13 protein-coding genes are annotated in these 21271 nt (G+C 46.1%); 7 read left to right on the top strand and 6 right to left on the bottom strand.

Annotated elements, in window-relative coordinates; translation table 11 throughout:
* Nucleotides 1-20: 20 nt before the first annotated feature.
* From DW800_RS14130 to DW800_RS14115, 3 genes are all read left to right on the top strand, one after another.
* Nucleotides 21-590 (top strand): RNA polymerase sigma-70 factor, encoded by a 570-nt coding sequence (locus DW800_RS14130; RefSeq protein ID WP_117681322.1) that lies wholly within the window; start codon nt 21-23, stop codon nt 588-590.
* 110 nt (nt 591-700) lie between these two features.
* Nucleotides 701-2056, top strand: coding sequence for a sialate O-acetylesterase (locus DW800_RS14125; protein WP_117681323.1), 1356 nt, complete (start codon nt 701-703; stop codon nt 2054-2056).
* A gap of 739 nt (nt 2057-2795) precedes the next feature.
* Nucleotides 2796-4091 (top strand): Fic family protein, encoded by a 1296-nt coding sequence (locus DW800_RS14115; RefSeq protein ID WP_117681325.1) that lies wholly within the window; start codon nt 2796-2798, stop codon nt 4089-4091.
* A gap of 33 nt (nt 4092-4124) precedes the next feature.
* On the opposite strand, the gene DW800_RS19680 is transcribed toward DW800_RS14115, so the two are convergent.
* Nucleotides 4125-4295 (bottom strand): hypothetical protein, encoded by a 171-nt coding sequence (locus DW800_RS19680; protein WP_153881085.1) that lies wholly within the window; start codon nt 4293-4295, stop codon nt 4125-4127.
* A gap of 222 nt (nt 4296-4517) precedes the next feature.
* On the opposite strand from DW800_RS19680, the gene DW800_RS14110 reads away from it, so the two are divergent.
* A complete protein-coding gene (locus tag DW800_RS14110; RefSeq protein WP_117681326.1) occupies nt 4518-5648 on the top strand; it encodes an AAA family ATPase in 1131 nt (376 codons plus the stop codon).
* 160 nt (nt 5649-5808) lie between these two features.
* Here DW800_RS14110 and DW800_RS14105 read toward each other — a convergent pair whose 3' ends face one another.
* From DW800_RS14105 to DW800_RS14085, 5 genes are all read right to left on the bottom strand, one after another.
* A complete protein-coding gene (locus tag DW800_RS14105) occupies nt 5809-6789 on the bottom strand; it encodes a helix-turn-helix transcriptional regulator (RefSeq protein ID WP_117589135.1) in 981 nt (326 codons plus the stop codon).
* Between the two features lie 221 nt (nt 6790-7010).
* Nucleotides 7011-8585: a peptide chain release factor 3 gene (locus tag DW800_RS14100; RefSeq protein ID WP_117681327.1), complete on the bottom strand. Its 1575-nt coding sequence runs from the start codon at nt 8583-8585 to the stop codon at nt 7011-7013.
* A 21-nt stretch (nt 8586-8606) separates the two neighbouring features.
* Nucleotides 8607-9461 (bottom strand): dTDP-4-dehydrorhamnose reductase, encoded by an 855-nt coding sequence (gene rfbD, locus DW800_RS14095; protein WP_117681328.1) that lies wholly within the window; start codon nt 9459-9461, stop codon nt 8607-8609.
* A gap of 60 nt (nt 9462-9521) precedes the next feature.
* Complete coding sequence (locus DW800_RS14090; protein ID WP_035449558.1) at nt 9522-10067, bottom strand: DUF4924 family protein; 546 nt, start codon at nt 10065-10067, stop codon at nt 9522-9524.
* Nucleotides 10068-10104: 37 nt separating this feature from the next.
* On the bottom strand, nt 10105-10758 hold the full coding sequence (locus DW800_RS14085) for a LysE family translocator (RefSeq protein ID WP_005826316.1): 654 nt from the start codon (nt 10756-10758) through the stop codon (nt 10105-10107).
* Between the two features lie 140 nt (nt 10759-10898).
* Here DW800_RS14085 and DW800_RS14080 point away from each other — a divergent pair, with 140 nt between their 5' ends.
* The 3 genes from DW800_RS14080 (at nt 10899) to DW800_RS14065 (ending at nt 21261) form a co-directional block, all read left to right on the top strand.
* A complete protein-coding gene (locus tag DW800_RS14080) occupies nt 10899-13151 on the top strand; it encodes a family 20 glycosylhydrolase (protein ID WP_117681329.1) in 2253 nt (750 codons plus the stop codon).
* A 188-nt stretch (nt 13152-13339) separates the two neighbouring features.
* The gene (gene purL, locus DW800_RS14070; protein WP_117589138.1) at nt 13340-17044 is read left to right on the top strand and encodes a phosphoribosylformylglycinamidine synthase; all 3705 of its coding nucleotides are present in this window, start codon (nt 13340-13342) and stop codon (nt 17042-17044) included.
* Between the two features lie 173 nt (nt 17045-17217).
* On the top strand, nt 17218-21261 hold the full coding sequence (locus DW800_RS14065) for a two-component regulator propeller domain-containing protein (protein ID WP_117703682.1): 4044 nt from the start codon (nt 17218-17220) through the stop codon (nt 21259-21261).
* The last annotated feature ends 10 nt before the right edge of the window (nt 21262-21271 follow it).

The following is a 21271-nucleotide window of genomic DNA, read 5'->3' as shown; positions in this document are numbered from 1 at the left end:
TTATAACTACTATGATATAAATGAAATATGATTCGCCGACATCAGCTGCTTTATCAGAATGCGAAGAGATATTTCGCATCTACTACCTTTCCTTAATCAATTATGCATGCAAATTTGTATTAAGAAAAACCATTGCTGAAGATATAGTGCAAGAAATGTTCATGACTATATGGATGAATAGGGAAAGCATACATATAAATAGGGAGACAATCAAGCCTTATTTATATAAAGCCGTGCGAAACAGGTGCTTGAATTACATCAGTTTATTAAAAAACACTCTATCTTTAGATGAAGAGGGTATTGATTTTCTCATTCAAAAAGAAGTTTTTGAAATGCCTGATGAAAATTTGTCATTAGAAGATGTTGAGAGGGAATTGCGATACTGCATAGAAAGTTTGCCTCCACAATGCAGAAAAGTATTTGTCTATAGCAGGCACCATAAACTTAAAAACTCAGAAATTGCAGCAATATTAGAAATTAGTGAAAAGGCTGTGGAAAAACACATTACTAAAGCTTTGAAAATCATTAGAGAGGGTTTGCAAAAAAAAGGATTATTATCTTATCTGATACTTGTAATTGTAGGCTGCTGAATTAGAATCAAATCACTGATTCCTTTGATTCGGAGGTAGGGATGCTCTTGTCTTTCTTGTGTATAGTGTTAGAAACTATTTGTAATGTTGAACAATTTAAATTCTAAGCCATGCAAAAGAAAATCCTAAATTTATTGTGTTTCATTGTATTCTTTACGTCTTCGACTCTGTTTGCCAAAATACAGTTACCGACGGTTTTGTCCCATAACATGGTCTTGCAGCAAAAAAGTCAGGTGAAATTATGGGGAAAGGCTACGCCTAATTCTTGTGTAAATGTGAAGACTTCGTGGAGTGGTCAGAATTTTGTTACCCAATCCGACTTTAATGGAAAATGGCAGTTGGTCGTTTCTACTCCTTCTGCCGGTGGGCCTTATGAAATCAGTATAACAGATGGTGAAGAAGTTATCTTGAAAGATATATTGATAGGTGAAGTTTGGCTGTGTTTAGGGCAGTCTAATATGGCTCTTCCATTAAAAGGGCGTCCAGGGCAACCGGTAGAAGGTGCGAACGAAATACTTGTGAAAGCAAAAGAAACTTTCCCTCTTAGAGTTTTTACAGTGGCATGCAAGTCCAGCGAGCTCCCGCAAGATGATGTTACTGGTAAATGGTTGAAACCTTCTGCTGAAAACCTGCAAAATAGTAGTGCCGTGGCTTACTTTTACGGTCAATTATTGCAGGAGGTATTGAATGTGCCTGTTGGACTTATTGTATCAGCATATAGTGGGTCTAAAATAGAATCATGGCTGCCTGAATCCCCTTCTTGTGATTTGTATAATGCTATGGTATATCCATTGAAAGATTATACTTTAAAAGGTTTTTTATGGTATCAGGGAGAAAGTAATTGTGTAGATCCGCAGTCGTATTCCAAGTACTTTCCTTTGTTTCCTAAAAGTCTTCGTGAGGTATGGGGATTAGGTGAACTTCCGTTCTATTATGTACAGATAGCTCCTTATGCGTATCAATGGTTGGAAGAAACGGCAGCTGCTCGTGTACGAGAGGTACAATTGAAAAATGAAAAATTGATTCCTAATGCTGGAATGGTAGTAACACTTGATTTGGGGGTGGAAACATGTAATCATCCACCAAAGAAGAAAGAAGTCGGACATCGGTTAGCTTATTTAGCATTGGCAAAGACTTACCATCACAAAGGTTTTGGTTACCAATCTCCTACTTATGAATCTATAGAGGTAAAGGATAATGAAATTATCATTACGTTTGATTATACTTCTTCCTATTGTATTGCGCCTATTTATGGTAAATTGGAAGGTTTTGAAATAGCAGCGTCAGATAGAGTGTTTTATCCAGCAGAGGCTAAAATTGATTATGAACGTCGGAAAGTTATTGTTTCGGCAAAGAATGTTTCTAATCCTATAGCTGTACGTTATGCCTTTAAAAATTATACGAGGGCTAGTCTTTTTGACGATTATGGATTACCAGTTTCTTCATTTAGAAGTGATGATTGGTAACAATAATTTTGGGTGTGCTGATATGATTGTATTTTTCTGTTGAAATGAAACTTAATCCATAAATATGCCTTTCACCCGGTTTAATTTCGGTTGGCTATTTTTTCACTGCTTCGCTGCAATTTGTAACACTCACTTTGCAAACTTCCTCATTCCCCAAGCGAGGGGAGGGGAGAACGGTGAGCATATTGTTATCCGTCAATGCAAAAATCTCTAAAAAAATAGTTTGTTCTAAGTAAATACAAAAGAGAAAGAGAACGATGAATAGCAATGTTTTGAAAATCACATCTCCGAATTTCATTTTGTAACAACATTTCAAAACCCAAAGACATCCGTTTCAAGCCATCAAGCCGTCACAGTCCATCCCCTCCCAGAACACCTTCTGAAGTGGGGGTAATTCAGTATACGACTGAATAGGATTCAATATACGACTGAATGGCATTCAGTATACGACTGAATAGGGTTCAGTATAGGAGTGAAAATAATCCATCTTCTTTTTCGGTTCGGAAGTGCAGTTTGCAAAGCATGATTCTGTAAACATTTCCCACCCACAAAGCCACGTCCGGAACAGGCGTTGGCAAAAAACAGTTTATGGAAATTGAGAAACACCAAGTGAGATTATGCCTGATTCGCAGACGAAAGTGCAGCTAAAATCTTCTTGATTCTTCGAGATTCTTGAAGAATCAAGAAGAAATTCCAGAAAAAACCGTATTTTTGCATAAAGAACTAATTTATAGGAATTATGTTAGAGCATCCACCTATAGCAAATGCACAGGAAAAGTCGGAATCCTTGAAACCGGACTTTTTAGCTGAAGTACAATCCGCCAATGCCGATTATCCGTATTGGGATAAAGTGAAATACATTCGTACAGAAAGCGGACTGAGCGGGAAACAACTGTGGCATGCGCTCAAATACCTCCGGCAACTGAACAGAACCTCCCTGCATTTCGGCAAGTACCGTTTCAGCTTTATGATGACGGATGAGATATTTGAGTTGCTGCACTATTTCGACATGAATATCGGTGGCAGTCTGACAGGTGAGCACTTGATTCCTTCTGAGAACAAGAATGCCTATCTTGTTTCGTCCATCATGGAAGAAGCCATTGCTTCCAGCCAGATGGAGGGGGCTGCTACCACTCGAAAAGTAGCGAAAGACATGCTTCGCAAAAGTGAAAAGCCCAAAGACAAGGGACAACAGATGATTCTGAACAGCTACCAGACAATCTGCCAAATCAAGAGAAATGCGGGAAGTAATTTTTCCGTCCGGCAGCTCCTGGATATTCATCGCTCAATGACCGAGAACACGCTCGACGAAGAAAACGATGCAGGACGAATACGCCAACATGACAACATCCTCATAATGGACGGCATCACCGGTGACGTTGCCCATACGCCTCCGCATCATGAAGAATTGCCGAACTTGCTTGCCGATTTGGAAACGTTTTTCAACAAAGACGGAAAAACATTTATACATCCCATAATCAAAGGCATCATCATCCACTTCATGCTGGCCTATTTTCACCCCTTTGTTGACGGAAACGGACGAACCGCCCGCTCACTGTTCTACTGGTATATGCTCAAAAAGGGGTATTGGCTGGTGGAATATATGTCTATTTCACGAACCATATACAAGACCAAAAGGAACTATGAAAAAGCCTACCTCTATACAGAATATGACGACAACGATCTGACTTATTTCATCCTATACAATTTGCGGACGATGAAGAAGGCCTTTGAAGAATTGAAGATATACCTGAAACGCAAATCGGAAGAGAACAGCAGCATTGTCTTGATTGCAAACATCAAGGGAATCAATACGCGTCAAGCACAAATATTAAAAATTATCCACGAGCAGCCTAACACTTGTTTGTCTGTAAAGGAGGTTGAAAATCGTTTTTCCGTTTCCAATTTCACAGCAAGGACAGATTTGGAAGGACTAGTCGGTTTAGGTTATTTATCTGAACTACAAATAAATAAAGTCAAACGGAATTATATAAAATCGGACAAATTTGACAGTTTAATGAAAAACAAGCTGTAATATTCTTCTTGAAATTTCGAGATTCTTGAAGAATCAAGAAGAATCTATCATTCTCAGCAGCTTCCAATCACTCCCTCCAGCGTCTCTCCATCGGCAAACAGCCTGCCATCCGCTTGTATCATCCGCTTCTTTAGGCGGAACTTCTGCCGGGACACGGAAGCGGGAGATACCGCAATGAGTGTGGCAATCTGCGTATTGCTGCATCGAAATCACTTTCCAATTGCGTCATTTCGCGCATCCGATAGATATTGAACTCCGGTCGGAGGGTTTTGCTTTCTTGCATGGCTTCGATGAGAAGTCCGTCATCAAGGGGTGGAAAGCGGACTTTAAAGAGAAAAGCATAGCCTAAAATAAATTTATTAGTAATAATATTATTAGTAATAGATATATTACTTATCTTTGCTCCCGGAATAACATCTGAAGATTATGGAGAAAAAACCTTTTATATTCGGTGTCGCGACATCGGGCGATAATTTCACCGACCGGGAAAAAGAGACCTCACGACTGGTATTGAATTTCCGGCATGGAGTGAATACGGTACTGATTTCGCCTCGTCGTTGGGGGAAAACCTCTTTGGTGCAGAAAGCGTGTCGCTTGGCGCAGTCCGACAAATTGAAAGTCGTTTATATCGATATTTTTTCTTGCCGTAGCGACAGGGATTTCTATGACGCATTTGCTTCCGCCATTCTCAAACAAACCTCTTCAAAGTTGGATGAATGGCTGGAGCATGCCAAATTATTCCTTTCGCGTATCAGCCCTAAAATATCGTTGGGGACTGATCCGATGACGGATTTTTCCATATCGCTTGAAATGAATCCCAAGAGCAACGAGATCGATGAAATCCTGCAACTCCCTGAAAAGATAGCGCAGAAGAAAGGTTGTAATATCGTTGTTTGCATCGACGAGTTCCAGCAAATTGCCGAATTCAAAGATTCCAAAACATTCCAGAAGCGGTTACGCTCGATCTGGCAATTGCAGAAATCGGTGTCTTACTGCTTATTCGGCAGCAAAAAACACTTGATGAACGAACTCTTTGAAAAAAGGAGCCTTCCGTTCTATAAGTTCGGAGACGCTATCTATTTGACAAAAATCGGGACGGCGGATTGGGTGGATTATATTTGTGGGCGTTTCGAGGCTACGGGCAAACAGATTTCAAAAGAGTTAGCCGAGAAGATCTGTCAGAGAGTTGACAATCACTCTTCGTATGTGCAGCAGTTGGCATGGTTGGTATGGATTCATACGGACAAAGTTGCCACGGAACAAGATTTCGAGGAGGCATATCAGGATATCATCGACCAGAATACACCGTTGTTCGAGAAGCAGACCGAGAGCCTTACGACCTATCAAATGAATTTTTTGCGAGCCATTATTGATGGGGTACATAGCGAATTTACCACGCAAGAGGTTTTGCAGAAATATCAACTCGGTTCATCGGCTAATGTCAGCATCGTAAAACGGGCACTGGTCAAGAAAGAGCTTATCGAGATCGAGAAGCGTCAAGCCATTATTCCCGACCCCGTGATGAAGGTGTGGTTAAAAAGAGAATTAGGTGTATAACAATAGTTCGTTAAGTTTTATACACTGCTTTTTGTATAGCAACAAATGTCATATTACCTTTCCTTTTTCATCTAATGCAGCAAAGCTACGATTTTTTTATGAGCAAGAAAAAAGGATATAGGATTTGCTATCATGCAACAAAGTAAATCATTAAAAAGCCTCAGCAGCTTCCAATCACCCCCTCCAGCGTCTCCCCATCGGCAAACAGCCTCCCATCCGCCTGCATCATCCGTTTCTTCAGGCGGAACTTCTGCTGGGACACGGAAGCGGGAGACACGGCAATGAGTGTGGCAATCTGTGCATTGCTGAAGTGCAGGCGGATAAGCATGCAAAGCTGGCTGTCGGCAGGCGTAAGCTGGGGAAAGCGCAGGACAAGGCGTTTGGAAGCACCCTTGTATACTCTGTCAGTAAGCTTCTGCAAGTAGTCCCACTGGCTGTCCGCAAGGAATTTGGGCTGGATGCGCAACTGCTTCACCACTTCGTCTGCGTCTATCATGGCGGAAGCAAGCGCCTGCACCTGCCCGTCGAGCATCCGGACACGCTCGCCCTCTTTCCTCAACAGCTCCAGTTCGCGGGGCACAGGGTTGTCTTCATACTCCTTGAGACGGGCACGGAGTGACTCGTTTTCCTTATCCAGACGGCTGCCATGTTCCATGAGGTTTGTCAGCGAGCTATGCACTTCTTCGCGCTCTTCGTCGGTCAGCGACATCTCCTTCAGGCATTCTTCCAGTTCCTCGCGCTCGCGTTCATTGTTGCGCAAGCGCTGTTCGTTTTCACTCAGGGTGACAAGATAGTTACGGTGACTACGTTCTTTCTTGAAACGGATAAGGCTGAACAGCATAGCACCGGAAATGCTGAACATAATCACAGAAAACACTCCCCAGAAAAAACGTTCGTAACCACTGACCGGCTTCAGCCGCACATGCCTGCCATCGGAAAGCTCCTTTATCTGATTATACTCACGGTGCAAACCGGAAATCAGGCGGACGGCCCGGGCACTGTCGACAGCACCGCATTGCACCAACGAGTCAGCATGAGAAAGGGACTGTTCGTAGTTCATCAAAGTTCTATCGGCAGGTTTCGAGCAGGCTGTCAGCCCCAGAAGGAGAATCAGCAGGAGAAAAAGGAAGGTATGTTTCATCTTGAAATTTTGTGTTTATAATAAGCAAGGTGTAAAATCGGTAAGGAACGAGCTTACTTCAACAGTTTTCATAATCAATGCATATTAATCGTTGCAGAAACAAAGGTAACACTTTCTTCCCACAATAAATAAAGAGGTACAAAGTTTTTCATTACTTTGTACCTCCTCTTTTTCTTCGACTTGCATCATTTATAGCCGTGAGTCAGCAAAAATCGTATAGCTTAGAACTCGCTCGTAAAGTGGAACTTGATATGCTTGAAGTCCATCTGCGCCATCTGCAACACATATCCGCTATCGGCCAGGAACACATCCCTACCCTCGCGGTCTTTCGCCATGTACTGGTATTTGCGCTTCTTGAAGGCTTCCAGTTCAGCCGCATCATCGCTCTCAATCCAGCAGGCTTTATACAGACTGAGCGGCTCCCAACGGCACTTCGCACTGTATTCGTTCTCCAGACGATACTGGATGACCTCGAACTGCAACTGCCCCACCGTACCGATAATCTTACGCCCGTTGAACTGGTTGACGAACAACTGCGCCACACCTTCGTCCATCAACTGGTCGACACCCTTGGCAAGCTGTTTCTGCTTCATCGGGTCGGCATTCTCAATGTACTTGAACATCTCCGGCGAGAAGCTCGGAAGTCCCTTGAAGTGGAGCGCCTCGCCTTCGGTCAGCGTATCGCCAATCTTGAACGTACCGTTATCCGGCAGGCCGATAATATCTCCCGCCCAAGCCTCATCGACAGTTGTCTTGCGCTGCGCCATGAACTGCGTAGGCGACGAGAAACGCATCGTCTTGCCATGACGTACATGCAAGTACGGGGCATTGCGTACAAACTTCCCGGAGCAGATTTTGCAGAAAGCGATACATGAACGGTGATTCGGGTCGATATTGGCGGTTATCTTGAAGATGAATCCGGTGAATTTTGGCTCTTCCGGCTCCACCTCACGTTCTTCCGCCTTCACGGGACGGGGACTGGGAGCAATCTCCACAAAGCAATCCAGCAGTTCCTGCACACCGAAATTATTCAGTGCCGAACCGAAGAATACGGGAGCAAGCTCTCCTTTCAAGTATTCCTCCTTATCGAATTCGGGGTAAACACCGTCTATCAGTTCCAATTCTCCGCGCAGCTTGTCGGCCAGCTGGGCGCCAATCTGGTTGTCCAGCTCCTCGGTATGGATGTCCACTTCCACCTTCTCCGTCACTACCTGCTTGCTGGGCTGGTAGAGGTTGAGGTTATGCTCGTAGATATTGTAGACACCCTTGAAACGGACACCGCTCTCAATAGGCCACGTCAAGGGACGCACGTGGATGTGCAGTTCCTCCTCCAGTTCGTCCAGCAGGTCGAACGGGTCTTTGGCTTCACGGTCCATCTTGTTGATGAAGATAATCACCGGCGTATTACGCATACGGCAGACCTCCATCAGCTTGCGTGTCTGCGTTTCCACACCTTTCGCACCGTCCACCACGATGATAACACTGTCCACAGCCGTCAGCGTGCGGTAGGTATCTTCAGCAAAGTCCTGGTGACCCGGAGTATCAAGGATGTTGACCTTGTAGTCATGGTAGTCGAACTCCATTACAGAAGTGGTAACGGAAATACCACGCTGTTTTTCAATATCCATCCAGTCCGACGTTGCCGTCTTCTTTATCTTATTGCTCTTTACGGCACCCGCCACCTGGATTTGTCCACCAAAAAGCAACAGCTTCTCGGTCAATGATGTCTTACCGGCATCCGGATGCGCGATAATCGCAAACGTTCTCCGTCTCTCTATTTCGTTGTTATTGGCCATATATCAATTAGTCAGTAATAATCACTCTTCCAAATTCTTCATGCAGACGGCAAGGCTCGCCTCCCAATGGGGTATATCGATGCCGAATGTCTTCTTTATCTTTGTCTTGTCCAACACGGAATAATGCGGACGCGGCGCCTTGGCAGGGAATTCGTCCGTATGCAGCGGACTTACCTTGCAGCTCTTGATACCTGCCAGACGATGGATAGCCAACGTAAAATCATACCACGAGCAGACTCCCTCGTTGCTGAAGTGATAGATGCCGGGCACGATTCCCTGGCTGATAGCCGCAAAGATGGCGCGTGCCAAATCATTGGCGTATGTCGGCGTACCTATCTGGTCGAATACAACTCCCAGCGTCTCGCGCTCGCGTCCCAAACGGAGCATCGTCTTCACAAAATTATTTCCATAAATGGAATAGAGCCACGCCGTACGGATAATCATGGCACGGCTGCAATGCTTCATCACCGCCTGCTCACCCGCCAGTTTGGTAAAACCATATACTGAATCGGGACAAGTAGCCGCCTCTTCCGTATAGGGGATGTGTCCGGTTCCGTCAAAAACATAGTCGGTAGACACTTGTATCAATGCAGCACCGCAAGCTTCGGCAGCGGCAGCCAGATAGCCCGGAGCGACATGGTTCAGCTTGTCGCAAAGCTCCTGATTGTCTTCCGCCTTGTCTACAGCCGTATAAGCGGCGCAATTCACGATTACATCTATCCGGTTGTCCTTCACAAACCCGTGCACAGCTTGTTCGTCGCAAATGTCCAATTCCTGCACGTCAGTGAAAAAATAAGCATGTTGTCCGTTTTCTTTCGACAACACTCGCATTTCATTGCCAAGTTGACCGTTGGCACCGGTTATCAGAATATTCATTTAATAAAGTTACACTTATATATAGAATGTTACGATGAACAATATTTTCCTCCATAATTATCAATTATCCATCAACTCCAATTCTCCTCGCTTCTCCTTGTCATAATAGTTGGCAAGCAACGAGATGAAACCGCTGATGGCCTCCATAGCCTTTGCCGTGCCCTGACTGATTTCCTTCTTCTGCAAGCGCAACAGCAGCACTCCATAAAGCGCCTCGAAACAAGTGTCTACTTCAGACTCCTCTTTCCGGCCGTTCTTCTGACGCAGCTCCACGATAAAAGGCAGTGCCTTGAAATAAGCCGCATTATAGAACGGATATTTCGTAGAAGCCAGCAATTCGCCATGTAGCTCCGTCAGGTTCAGAATGACATTCCGGTTGATTTGCAGATGCCCTTTTTCCGTTACGCCTTCCGCACGCATCATATCTGCCAGGTTTCCATACCATTCTTCCAGCGCAGGCCGTTCCTCCTCCGGATAGCGCAAGATGATGTTCTGGCGTATCCGGTCTATGTCACAGCCATTGGCACGGAGCAAATCCTCCACCTGCCACATATATATAAGGTATTCGGCTATATTCTTCTCTTTCAGTTGTTGCGCAATCTTCACGATAAAATGTATGAATTATGAATTTTCACCTTTCCATTCAATACAGCGATTCACCCATCAGCGTAAACACCAATCCCACCACAGACACCACAATGACAATGCTCCCGATAATGCGGTTCAGCATCCAGATGCCACGTAAGTTGAATTGTGTACGGACTTTATTGACAAAAAAGGTAATGCCAAACCACCATGCCAAAGCGCCCAATGCGATGGCCAAGTATCCGGTAACGGCCTCGAATACCAGCACTCCCTCACTTACAAAAGCGAAGCGGGCGAAAAGGCCTACAAAAAGGAATATAATCAGAGGATTGGAAAGCGTGACGGCAAACGCCGTTATGAAGTTATGAAAATAGGAACCCTTGTTGATGGATACCGGACGGATGGACTGTACCGGATTGCTGCGGAACGTATAAACGCCAAACGCCAACAGAAGAATGCTTCCGAAAAGTTGCAGGTAAAAGATGTTCTTGTTGACATAATCAAAAACGAAACTCATCCCGTAGCCCGTCAGCAAAGCATATGCAATATCGCTTAGCGAAGCTCCTATCCCCGTTACGAAACCATACCACCGTCCTTTATTCAAAGTACGCTGAATACACAATACTCCTACAGGACCCAATGGCGCGGACACAATGACGCCGATAATGAACCCCTTCCACAATATGTCAAATATGGTCTCTATCTGAATCATGGCTGCAAATATCGGACTTTTTTATGAGACGAACGAATAGTGTTAACGTTTTTTCGACGGAAAAGGATTTTAAGAAGTAAAGATTATCCATTTTACATATTATTCCGTATATTTACCTCCGAACTTAACAATACCCCCTTATGAAACGAATAAAAAAAACTCTAACACTCGTTTCCATGGCCGTCTTACTACTGACGGCATGCGAAGCCCCCAAGGAACTCGGTGTGGTTCCATATCCGCAGTATGCCCAAACAACGTCAAAAACAGTCGAACTGCCATCTACGGTAACCTTCTCGACCAATCTGGCGAAATCCGACATGAATGACCTGCTGGCCTATCTGCCGGACTTTGCCATCCCCATGAAGCTTGTCGACAAGAATCCCTTTGTAACGATAGAAATAACGGACGCAACGGATAATCCAATCGCTACCGAAGGCTACAACCTGACAGTCAGCAAACAAGGTGTAAACATTCAGGCCTCCTCTGCAGCTGGTGCCTTCTATGGACTGCAAACCCTGGCACAACTTGCCCGTAACGGGAAGGAACTGCCAGTCACGACCATCAAGGACGAACCCAGATTCCCCTATCGTGGGCTGCACCTGGATGTTTCAAGACACTTCTTTAACACGGACTATGTCAAGAAACAAATAGACCTGGTAGCCACCTACAAAATCAACCGCCTGCATTGGCATCTGACCGACGGTGCCGGATGGCGGCTGGAGATTCCGGGCTATCCCCGCCTGACAGAATTCGCAGCCTGGAGAAAAGCCGCCAATCTGCAGGATTGGGGGAAATATGACCATCACTTCTGCGAGAAGGATGAAGAAGGAGCCTATGGAGGCTACTATACGGAAGCGGATGTACGTGAGGTTCTGGAATATGCCCGCTTGAGGCATGTCACCGTTATCCCCGAAATAGAAATGCCGGGACACTCGGGAGAAGTACTGGCAGCCTATCCACAGCTGTCCTGTACCGGCAAGCCTTATACATCCGGTGAAGTCTGTATCGGAAACGAAGAGACCTTCAAGTTCTTCGAAGATGTGCTGGATGAAGTGATACGGCTGTTCCCTTCCCGGTATATCCATATTGGAGGTGATGAAGCCAGCAGACGCCACTGGAAGGCATGTCCCAAATGCCAGAAGCGCATGAAGGAAGAAGGGCTCAAAGATGAAAGTGAGCTGCAAAGCTATATGATAGTCCGCATAGAGAAGTACCTCAACGACAAAGGGCGTGAAATCATCGGCTGGGACGAGATACTGGATGGAGGCCTGGCCCCCAACGCAACCGTCATGTCGTGGCGGGGTACGGAGGGTGGCATTGCCGCCGCCCGCATGGGGCATTACGCCATCATGACACCGGAGAGCCACTGCTATCTGGACCACTACCAGGATGACCCTGAGACACAGCCGCTGGCGTTTGGCGCCTGCATCCCCATCGGACAGACCTACTCCTACGACCCGGCTCCCGATTCATTGGGAAGTGATATCTGCAAATACATATTAGGCGTGCAAGGCAATGTATGGGCTGAATATCTGCCCACTTACGAACATGCCGAATATATGATATACCCACGCATCATCGCTCTGGCAGAAGTAGGCTGGACTCCCATGGAGAACAAGCATCCGGAGAGTTTCAAGAGACGTATCAACAACGAAATACGATACATCCGGACAAAAGGGTACAACCCGTTCACCTTGTCGGAACAAGTGCAGACCAGCCAGACCGTTGACTATGCCAAGAAAAAAATCATGCTGTCCCTCACCTCCGAAAAACATCCGATTGACATCCGCTACACAACGGACGGCTCCGAACCGACTGTATCTTCCAAGTTATACAAGAAACCGTTTGCCGTAAAAGACTCCATATTGCTGACCGCACGCCTTTTCGACGGAGAAAAGCCTATCGGAAAAAGCCTTCACCTGCGCACCGACTACCACAAGGGCATAGGCAAAAAGATAACCTATGCACCGGGCGGCAGATACTATCAGCATAAAGAAGTATACAAAGGCGGCGGTGACGCCGGTCTCCTCGACGGACTTCGCGGCGGCAAAAGCTACATGGACGGACGATGGCAGGGCTTCTGCCCCAATGATTTGGATGCCATTATCGACCTGGGCGAAGTGACCGCCATACATCGGGTCATGGCCAACTTCATGCAAATCCGTACCCCACAAGTATTTCTCCCTGCCAAAGTGGAAGTATGGGCATCTGTTGATGGCAAGAACTTCACCCTGCTGGGCAGTGATATCTGCAGCGAGGAAGAGGCCGGAAAGGACGTGATATTCCGTGATTTCGGCTGGATTGGCACCCCCACTGAGGCACGATATGTACGCTTCCATGCCATACAAGGGAAGAAGCAATTCTTATTTACGGATGAAATCGTCATACAATAACACACATCCGGTTTTTATGAAACAGAACAAAAAACGCATACGAGTAAAATTGCATGCGTTTTTTGTTTTCCTTTTTTTCTCCTCCCCACCGATTTTACGTATCTTTGCCCCCAAGAAGAAAAGATGAAGATACTCAAAGAAGTAACTTCAATCGTAAAATCGTAAATCGTAAAATCGTAAATATAACTATGATTCTTTTTTTCAGAACCCCATCCAAGAGTGTGATTGCCGTAGAATGTAATCACGAACTCCCCCAGGCAGACAGCGACAAACTCTGCTGGCTTTTTGGAGAAGCCACCCCCGAAAGTGAAGACAACCTGAAAGGACATTTCGTCGGCCCGCGCCGTGAGATGATTACTCCTTGGAGTACAAACGCCGTAGAAATCACCCAGAATATGGGGCTGGACGGCATCATACGCATCGAGGAGTACTTCCCCGTAAAAGATGAGAACGCAGACCACGATCCGATGCTGCAACGTATGTACAAGGGGCTGGACCAGAATGTATTTACAACCAACCGGCAGCCGGAACCGATTGTACACATCGAAGACCTGGAGGCATACAATGAAAAGGAAGGTCTGGCACTCTCCAAAGAGGAAATGGATTACCTCAAGAAGGTAGAGAAAGACCTCGGGCGCCCTCTGACAGACTCCGAAGTATTCGGCTTCGCGCAAATCAACTCCGAGCACTGCCGTCACAAAATCTTCGGCGGGACATTCATCATCGATGGAGTGGAACAGGAATCTTCACTCTTCCAGATGATAAAGAAAACGACACAAGAGAATCCCAACAAAATTATCTCTGCCTACAAAGACAATGTAGCCTTTGCCGAAGGTCCGGTTATCGAACAGTTTGCTCCGGCAGACCACTCCAAGCCCGACTATTTCCAAGTAAAGGACATCAAGAGTGTCATCTCCCTGAAAGCGGAAACACATAACTTTCCCACAACAGTAGAACCGTTCAACGGTGCGTCTACCGGTACGGGCGGTGAGATTCGCGACCGTATGGGCGGCGGTAAGGGCTCTTGGCCGATTGCCGGAACAGCCGTTTACATGACCTCCTACCCCCGTACGGAAGAAGGACGTCCCTGGGAAGAGATTCTGCCGGTACGCAAATGGCTGTATCAAACTCCCGAACAAATACTAATCAAAGCCTCCAATGGTGCCAGTGATTTCGGGAACAAATTCGGCCAACCGCTAATCTGCGGTTCCGTGCTCACTTTCGAACATAAGGAAAAAGATGAAGTCTATGGTTACGACAAAGTGATTATGCTTGCCGGAGGCGTAGGCTACGGTACCCAGCGTGACTGTTTGAAAGGTACACCGGAAGCCAGCAACAAAGTGGTTGTCATCGGTGGAGACAATTATCGCATCGGTTTGGGCGGCGGCTCCGTATCTTCCGTAGATACCGGACGCTACAGCAGTGGCATCGAGCTGAATGCCGTGCAACGCGCCAACGCCGAAATGCAGAAACGCGCCTACAACGTGGTACGCGCACTTTGTGAGGAAGAGACCAATCCGGTGGTTTCCATCCACGACCACGGCTCTGCCGGACATGTAAACTGTCTGTCCGAATTGGTAGAGGAATGCGGCGGTTTAATTGACATGAGCAAGTTGCCCATCGGTGACACGACTCTGTCTGCCAAGGAAATCATTGCCAACGAAAGCCAGGAACGCATGGGCTTGCTGATTCAGGAAGAGGCCATCGAACATGTACGCAAGGTAGCCGAACGTGAGCGTGCCCCGATGTACGTAGTCGGTGAAACGACCGGCGACCATCGCTTTGCCTTCCAGCAAGCTGACGGTGTACGTCCGTTCGACCTCGCCGTAGAACAGATGTTCGGCTCTTCCCCCAAGACCTATATGGTGGACAAGACCGTGGAACGTCACTACGAAATGCCCCAATACGAAGTTTCCCAACTACACGAATACCTCACCAATGTGCTCCAACTGGAAGCTGTGGCTTGTAAAGACTGGTTAACAAACAAGGTGGACCGTTCTGTAACAGGCAAGATTGCCCGCCAACAGTGCCAGGGTGAATTGCAGTTGCCTCTGAGCGATTGTGGTGTGGTAGCTTTGGACTATCGCGGCGAAAAGGGTATCGCAACCTCTCTGGGCCATGCTCCCCAGGCGGCACTTGCCGACCCGGCAGCCGGCTCCGTTCTTTCCGTCAGCGAAGCATTGACCAACTTGGTTTGGGCACCGCTTGCCGAAGGTCTGGACAGCGTTTCCCTTTCTGCCAACTGGATGTGGCCTTGCCGTTCGCAAGAAGGTGAAGATGCCCGTCTGTACACGGCAGTAAAGGCCTTGAGTGACTTCTGCTGTTCCCTGCAAATCAATGTACCGACCGGTAAAGACTCTCTTTCCATGACACAGAAATACCCCGACGGCAGCAAAGTAATTTCTCCGGGCACGGTAATTGTTTCTGCCGGTGGAGAAGTTTCCGACGTCAAGAAAGTCGTATCTCCGGTGCTGGTTAACAATGAAAAGACTACCATTTATCATATAGACTTCAGTTTCGACAACCTGAAACTCGGCGGTTCTGCCTTTGCTCAGACCCTGGGCAAGGTAGGTGACGAAGTTCCCAGCGTGCAGGATGCCGAATACTTCCGCGATGCTTTCCTTGCCGTGCAGGAACTGGTCAACAAGGGACTGATTCTTGCCGGACATGATATTTCCGCCGGTGGTCTTATCACTACACTGCTTGAAATGTGCTTTGCCAATGTGGAAGGCGGTATGGAAATCAACCTGGATAAAATCAAGGAGCAAGACCTTATCAAGATTCTGTTTGCGGAGAACCCGGGTATCGTTATCCAGGTGAGCGACAAGCACAAGGAAGCTGTAAAGCAAATCCTGGAAGATGCAGGCGTAGGTTACGTGAAGCTCGGCAAACCGACAGACGAACGCCATATTCTTGTATCAAAAGGCGATGCTACTTATCAGTTTGGCATCGACTATATGCGTGATGTATGGTACTCTACTTCTTATCTCCTTGACCGTAAGCAGTCCATGAACGGCTGTGCCAAGAAGCGTTTCGAGAACTACAAGATGCAACCGGTGGAATTCGCCTTCATGCCGGACTTCAAAGGCAAGTTCTCACAATACGGCATCGACCCGGACCGCCGCACACCTTCCGGTATCCGCGCCGCCATCATCCGTGAAAAAGGAACCAACGGCGAACGCGAAATGGCCTACTCACTCTATCTGGCAGGCTTCGATGTGAAGGATGTTACCATGACCGACCTTATCAGCGGCCGCGAGACGCTGGAAGATGTAAACATGATTGTTTACTGCGGTGGTTTCTCCAACTCCGACGTTCTTGGTTCTGCTAAGGGTTGGGCAGGTGCTTTCCTCTTCAATCCGAAAGCAAAAGAAGCGCTCGACAAATATTATGCACGCGAGGATACGCTTTCACTGGGTGTCTGCAACGGCTGCCAGCTCATGATGGAACTTAATCTTATCAATCCCGAGCACAAGAAAAACGGCAAGATGCTTCATAATGACTCACACAAGTTTGAATCCAGATTCCTCGGTGTTACCGTCCCCACCAACCGCAGCGTAATGCTCGGCTCACTGAGTGGAAGCAAACTGGGTATCTGGGTAGCTCACGGTGAAGGAAAATTCTCCTTGCCATACGACGAGGACAAATACAACGTCGTGCTGAAATACTCATACGACGAATACCCTTCCAACCCCAACGGCTCAGATTATTCCATAGCCGGATTGGCAAGTGCCGACGGACGTCATCTGGCCATGATGCCCCACTTGGAACGTGCCATCTTCCCCTGGCAGAACGGTTGCTACCCCGCAGACCGCGTAAACAGCGACCAAATCACTCCTTGGGTAGAAGCATTTGTCAATGCACGCAAGTGGGTGGAAGCCAATAAAAAATGAACTGAACTTCCTTTTTTATAGAAATGTAACAAGCGCGGGTTATGAATAATCCCGCGCTTGTTACATTTCTATTCTTCGCTTTCTTTTTTTGCTTTTCTCAAACAAAAGCATTATTTTTGTGTTTATTTTCAACTCTCCCTCAGTACAACATTCAAAAAAACCGCTCGACAATTATGAAAAAGTACTTCTTTTTCTGCATACTACTATTATTGCCAATTATAGGCATTGCACAAACATACAAATACATCGGTGTGGAAGACGGTTTGAGCAACAGACGGGTATATGCTATTCAAAAGGGACCCAAAGGTTACATGTGGTTTCTTACCCACGACGGCATCGACCGATACAACGGAAAAGAATTCAAGCCGTACAAACTGATGGATGGAGATGAGGAAGTGAATTCCATGATGAACCTGAACTGGCTCTATGTGGATTCCAAAGGAACCATATGGGAAATTGGCAAGAAAGGACGCGTGTTCCGCTATGATACAAAACACGACCGTTTTGTCCTGGTATACAAGCTACCCGAAAGCGAAGTGAAAGGACGTCCAACCCCTATCAGTTACGGTTTTGTGGATGCCAACAGCGTAATATGGCTTTGCAATGAAGATGCCCTATATCTGTACGACAGCAATACCCAGAAGGTGACATTCATTCAAAACGAAATAGGAGAACGAATTACTGATATCGCACAGATTGATTCGACCCACTTCTTCATCGGGACCGACATCGGCATACATTATGCTGAGCTGGCCAACAACACCCTCACCCTCAGTCCCTGCAACCAATTGGACACCTTGAAGATACAAATCAACGAACTATACTATCATAAACCGTCTCACAAGGTTTTTATCGGTACTTTCCAACGGGGAATATTTACCTATGACCTGAATGAGCACAAAGTCATGCATATCCCATCCGGACTGATGGACGTTAGTATTAACTGTATCCGTGCCTACAATAACAATGAAATCCTCATAGCTACAGACGGGGCCGGTGTCTACAAAATGAATACCGATACCTATGAATCTATACCATACATTGTTGCTGACTATAACCGGTACAACTCAATGAACGGAAATACCATCAATGATATCTACATTGACAGTGAACAACGCATCTGGATGGCTAATTATCCCATTGGTATAACTGTACGCAACAACCGATATGCCGATTATCAATGGATAAAACACTCTATCGGCAATAAACAGTCACTCATCAATGACCAGGTAAATGCCATCATTGAAGACCATGACGGCGATTTATGGTTTGCCACCAATAACGGCATCAGCCTTTATTATAGCAAGACGAAACAATGGCATTCTTTTCTCAGCAGTTTCGACACCGCAAGCCATAGTAAAAACCATATCTTCATCTCATTGTGCGAAGTGGAGCCCGGCATCATCTGGGCCGGAGGATATAGTTCCGGCATCTACCAGATCAACAAGAAACTACTGTCCACAGAGTTCTTTACTCCGTCTTTATTCAGTAATCTGAATATCCGGCCGGACAAGTATATCCGTTCCATTATGAAAGATTCTTCAGGAAACATCTGGTCCGGAGGGTATTATAACTTAAAAGAAATAGATTATTCCAGAAAAAATATACGCCATTTCCCGGGCTTGAATGGTATCACTGCCATCATAGAGAAAGACTCCACACATATGTGGATAGGCACTTCCACCGGCTTGTACCTGTTGGAAAAAGCAACCGGTAAGTATACCTATATCCAGATGCCGGTAGAATCCTACTACATCTACTCCCTATGCCAAGCTTCCGACGGAATGCTGTATATCGGTACCAACAATGCCGGTTTACTGGTATATGATACGACCAAAAACACATTCAGACATTATCATAGAGACAACTGCGCCTTGATTTCCAATAATATCTATACACTATTGTCTGATGGTAAAGGAAATATCTTTCTGAGTACAGAACACGGTCTGTCCACCTTCTATCCTGTCGAAGAGACATTCCATAACTGGACCAAAGAACAAGGACTGAAGTCTGACCATTTCAACGCAGCCTCAGGCACCTTGAGGAAAAACGGCAATTTCATTTTCGGCAGTACGGATGGAGCCATAGAATTCAACAAAGACATGATCCTGCCTCGCGACTATAAGTTCAAAATGGTATTCAGTGACCTGCGGGTATTCTATCAGACCGTTTATCCCAAGGATGAAGGTTCTCCACTTATTCTGGATATTGACGAGACAAAAACCTTGCGTTTGAAGTACAACCAGAACATCTTCTCATTGCAGGTCTCAGACATCAACTATGACTATCCTTCCCTAATTCTGTACTCCTGGAAACTGGAAGGCTTCTATGAGGGTTGGAGCCGTCCGGGAGAGGAAAACGTCATCCGTTTTACCAACCTGAGTCCGGGCAACTATACCCTCCGCGTACGTGCCATCTCCAACGAAGACCGTCGTATTGTCCTGGAGGAACGCAGTATGGACATCATTATCGAGCAACCCCTCTGGCTCAGTTTCTGGGCGCTGATACTCTATGCAGTGATTATCATATCCATTGCAAGCATCACTCTACGAATAATAGTCTTGAGAAAACAGCGGAAAGAATCCGATGAGAAAATACGCTTCTTCGTCAATACGGCGCATGATATACGTACTCCACTGACGCTCATCAAAGCACCCTTGGAAGAAATCACCGAACGCGAGCAACTGACTTCCAGCGGACAGAGCAACATCAATACAGCCCTGCGAAACGTAAATGCCTTGTTGCGCCTGACCACCAACCTTATTAATTTCGAACGCGCAGACACCTATTCCGGAAGTCTATACGTATCCGAATACGAACTGAGCACATATATGGAAGAGACGATCGATGCTTTCCGTTCATACGCAAACATAAAACACATCAACCTAACCTACGAAAGCAGCTTCCGTTATCTGAACGTATGGTTAGATAAGGACAAGATGGATTCCATTTTGAAAAATATCATATCCAACGCACTGAAATATACACCGGACGGCGGCAATGTACATGTCTTTACTTCCGAGACAGAAGATACCTGGAGTATTGAGGTGAAAGATACCGGTATCGGAATTCCGGCTTCAGAACAGAAAAAGCTGTTCAAGATGCATTTCCGTGGCAGTAATGCTATCAATTCCAAAGTTACCGGCAGCGGCATCGGACTACTTCTGGTAGGGAAACTTGTACGCTTACATAAAGGAAAGCTCAACTTCAGCAGCATGGAAGGGAAAGGCTCTTGCATCAAAATCACGTTCCCCAAAGGGAACAAGCATTTCCGCAAAGCAATCCAACGCCCTCAACCCAAAAACGAACGGATTGTTTATTCGGCTTCCGGAGTGCCTATCAATGCCTCTACTACATCATCCCCTGCTTCCAGTGGAATCTACGACAAGACGCAACAACAGTCACAAAACAACAGTAACCACCAGAAAATTCTTATTGTAGAGGACAATGACGAATTAAGGGAATATCTGCGCAGAACATTGTCTGAACAATACAACATACAAGTATGCTCCAATGGAAAAGAAGCACTGACCATTGTCAAGGAGTATATGCCCAACCTCGTCATTTCAGACATTATGATGCCGGAAATGAGAGGAGACGAATTGTGTCATATCCTGAAGAACGACATCGAGACATCACATATCCCCATCATCCTGCTCACAGCACTGAATACCGACAAGAATATCATCGAGGGACTGCAAAGCGGAGCGGATGAATATATTGTGAAACCCTTCAATATCGGTATATTGCGGGCAAACATTGCCAACCTGCTGACTAACCGGGCACTGTTGCGCCACAAATATGCCAGCCTGGACCTGAACGACGAGAAGAACAATACGGATTGCATCAACTGCTCCAACGACTTGGACTGGAAATTCATTGCAACCGTCAAAAAGAGCGTCGAAGACAATATGGACAACCCAAGCTTCAACGTCGACGTGCTCTGCAACCTGCTGAATATGAGTAGGACCAGCTTCTACAATAAGATAAAGGCACTGACCGACCAAGCTCCGGCTGACTACATCCGGCTGATTCGACTGAAACATGCTGCCCAACTTCTGAAAGAACAAAAGCATACCATCACCGAGATTTCAGAGCTGACCGGTTTCAGTGATGCGAAATATTTCCGTGAAGTATTCAAGAAACATTTCAATATGAGCCCAAGCCAGTATGCCAAGAGAGGGAAGGAAGGGAAAGATGATAAAGAAATAAAGTAAATTACAACAT

Source organism: Bacteroides sp. AM32-11AC (assembly GCF_003603515.1).
Classification (GTDB): Bacteria; Bacteroidota; Bacteroidia; order Bacteroidales; family Bacteroidaceae; genus Bacteroides; species Bacteroides uniformis.
This window is presented reverse-complemented; position numbering and strand designations above follow the sequence as displayed.

What these genes read in the sequence shown, in the direction of transcription:
- DW800_RS14130 (WP_117681322.1), top strand. Translation starts at nt 21, where the DNA reads ATGAAATATGATTCGCCGACATCAGCTGCTTTATCAGAATGCGAAGAG.
- DW800_RS14105 (WP_117589135.1), bottom strand. Translation starts at nt 6,789, where the DNA reads ATGAAACATACCTTCCTTTTTCTCCTGCTGATTCTCCTTCTGGGGCTG.
- DW800_RS14110 (WP_117681326.1), top strand. Translation starts at nt 4,518, where the DNA reads ATGGAGAAAAAACCTTTTATATTCGGTGTCGCGACATCGGGCGATAAT.
- DW800_RS14100 (WP_117681327.1), bottom strand. Translation starts at nt 8,585, where the DNA reads ATGGCCAATAACAACGAAATAGAGAGACGGAGAACGTTTGCGATTATC.
- DW800_RS19680 (WP_153881085.1), bottom strand. Translation starts at nt 4,295, where the DNA reads ATGCAGCAATACGCAGATTGCCACACTCATTGCGGTATCTCCCGCTTC.
- DW800_RS14085 (WP_005826316.1), bottom strand. Translation starts at nt 10,758, where the DNA reads ATGATTCAGATAGAGACCATATTTGACATATTGTGGAAGGGGTTCATT.
- DW800_RS14115 (WP_117681325.1), top strand. Translation starts at nt 2,796, where the DNA reads ATGTTAGAGCATCCACCTATAGCAAATGCACAGGAAAAGTCGGAATCC.
- DW800_RS14065 (WP_117703682.1), top strand. Translation starts at nt 17,218, where the DNA reads ATGAAAAAGTACTTCTTTTTCTGCATACTACTATTATTGCCAATTATA.
- rfbD (WP_117681328.1), bottom strand. Translation starts at nt 9,461, where the DNA reads ATGAATATTCTGATAACCGGTGCCAACGGTCAACTTGGCAATGAAATG.
- purL (WP_117589138.1), top strand. Translation starts at nt 13,340, where the DNA reads ATGATTCTTTTTTTCAGAACCCCATCCAAGAGTGTGATTGCCGTAGAA.
- DW800_RS14080 (WP_117681329.1), top strand. Translation starts at nt 10,899, where the DNA reads ATGAAACGAATAAAAAAAACTCTAACACTCGTTTCCATGGCCGTCTTA.
- DW800_RS14125 (WP_117681323.1), top strand. Translation starts at nt 701, where the DNA reads ATGCAAAAGAAAATCCTAAATTTATTGTGTTTCATTGTATTCTTTACG.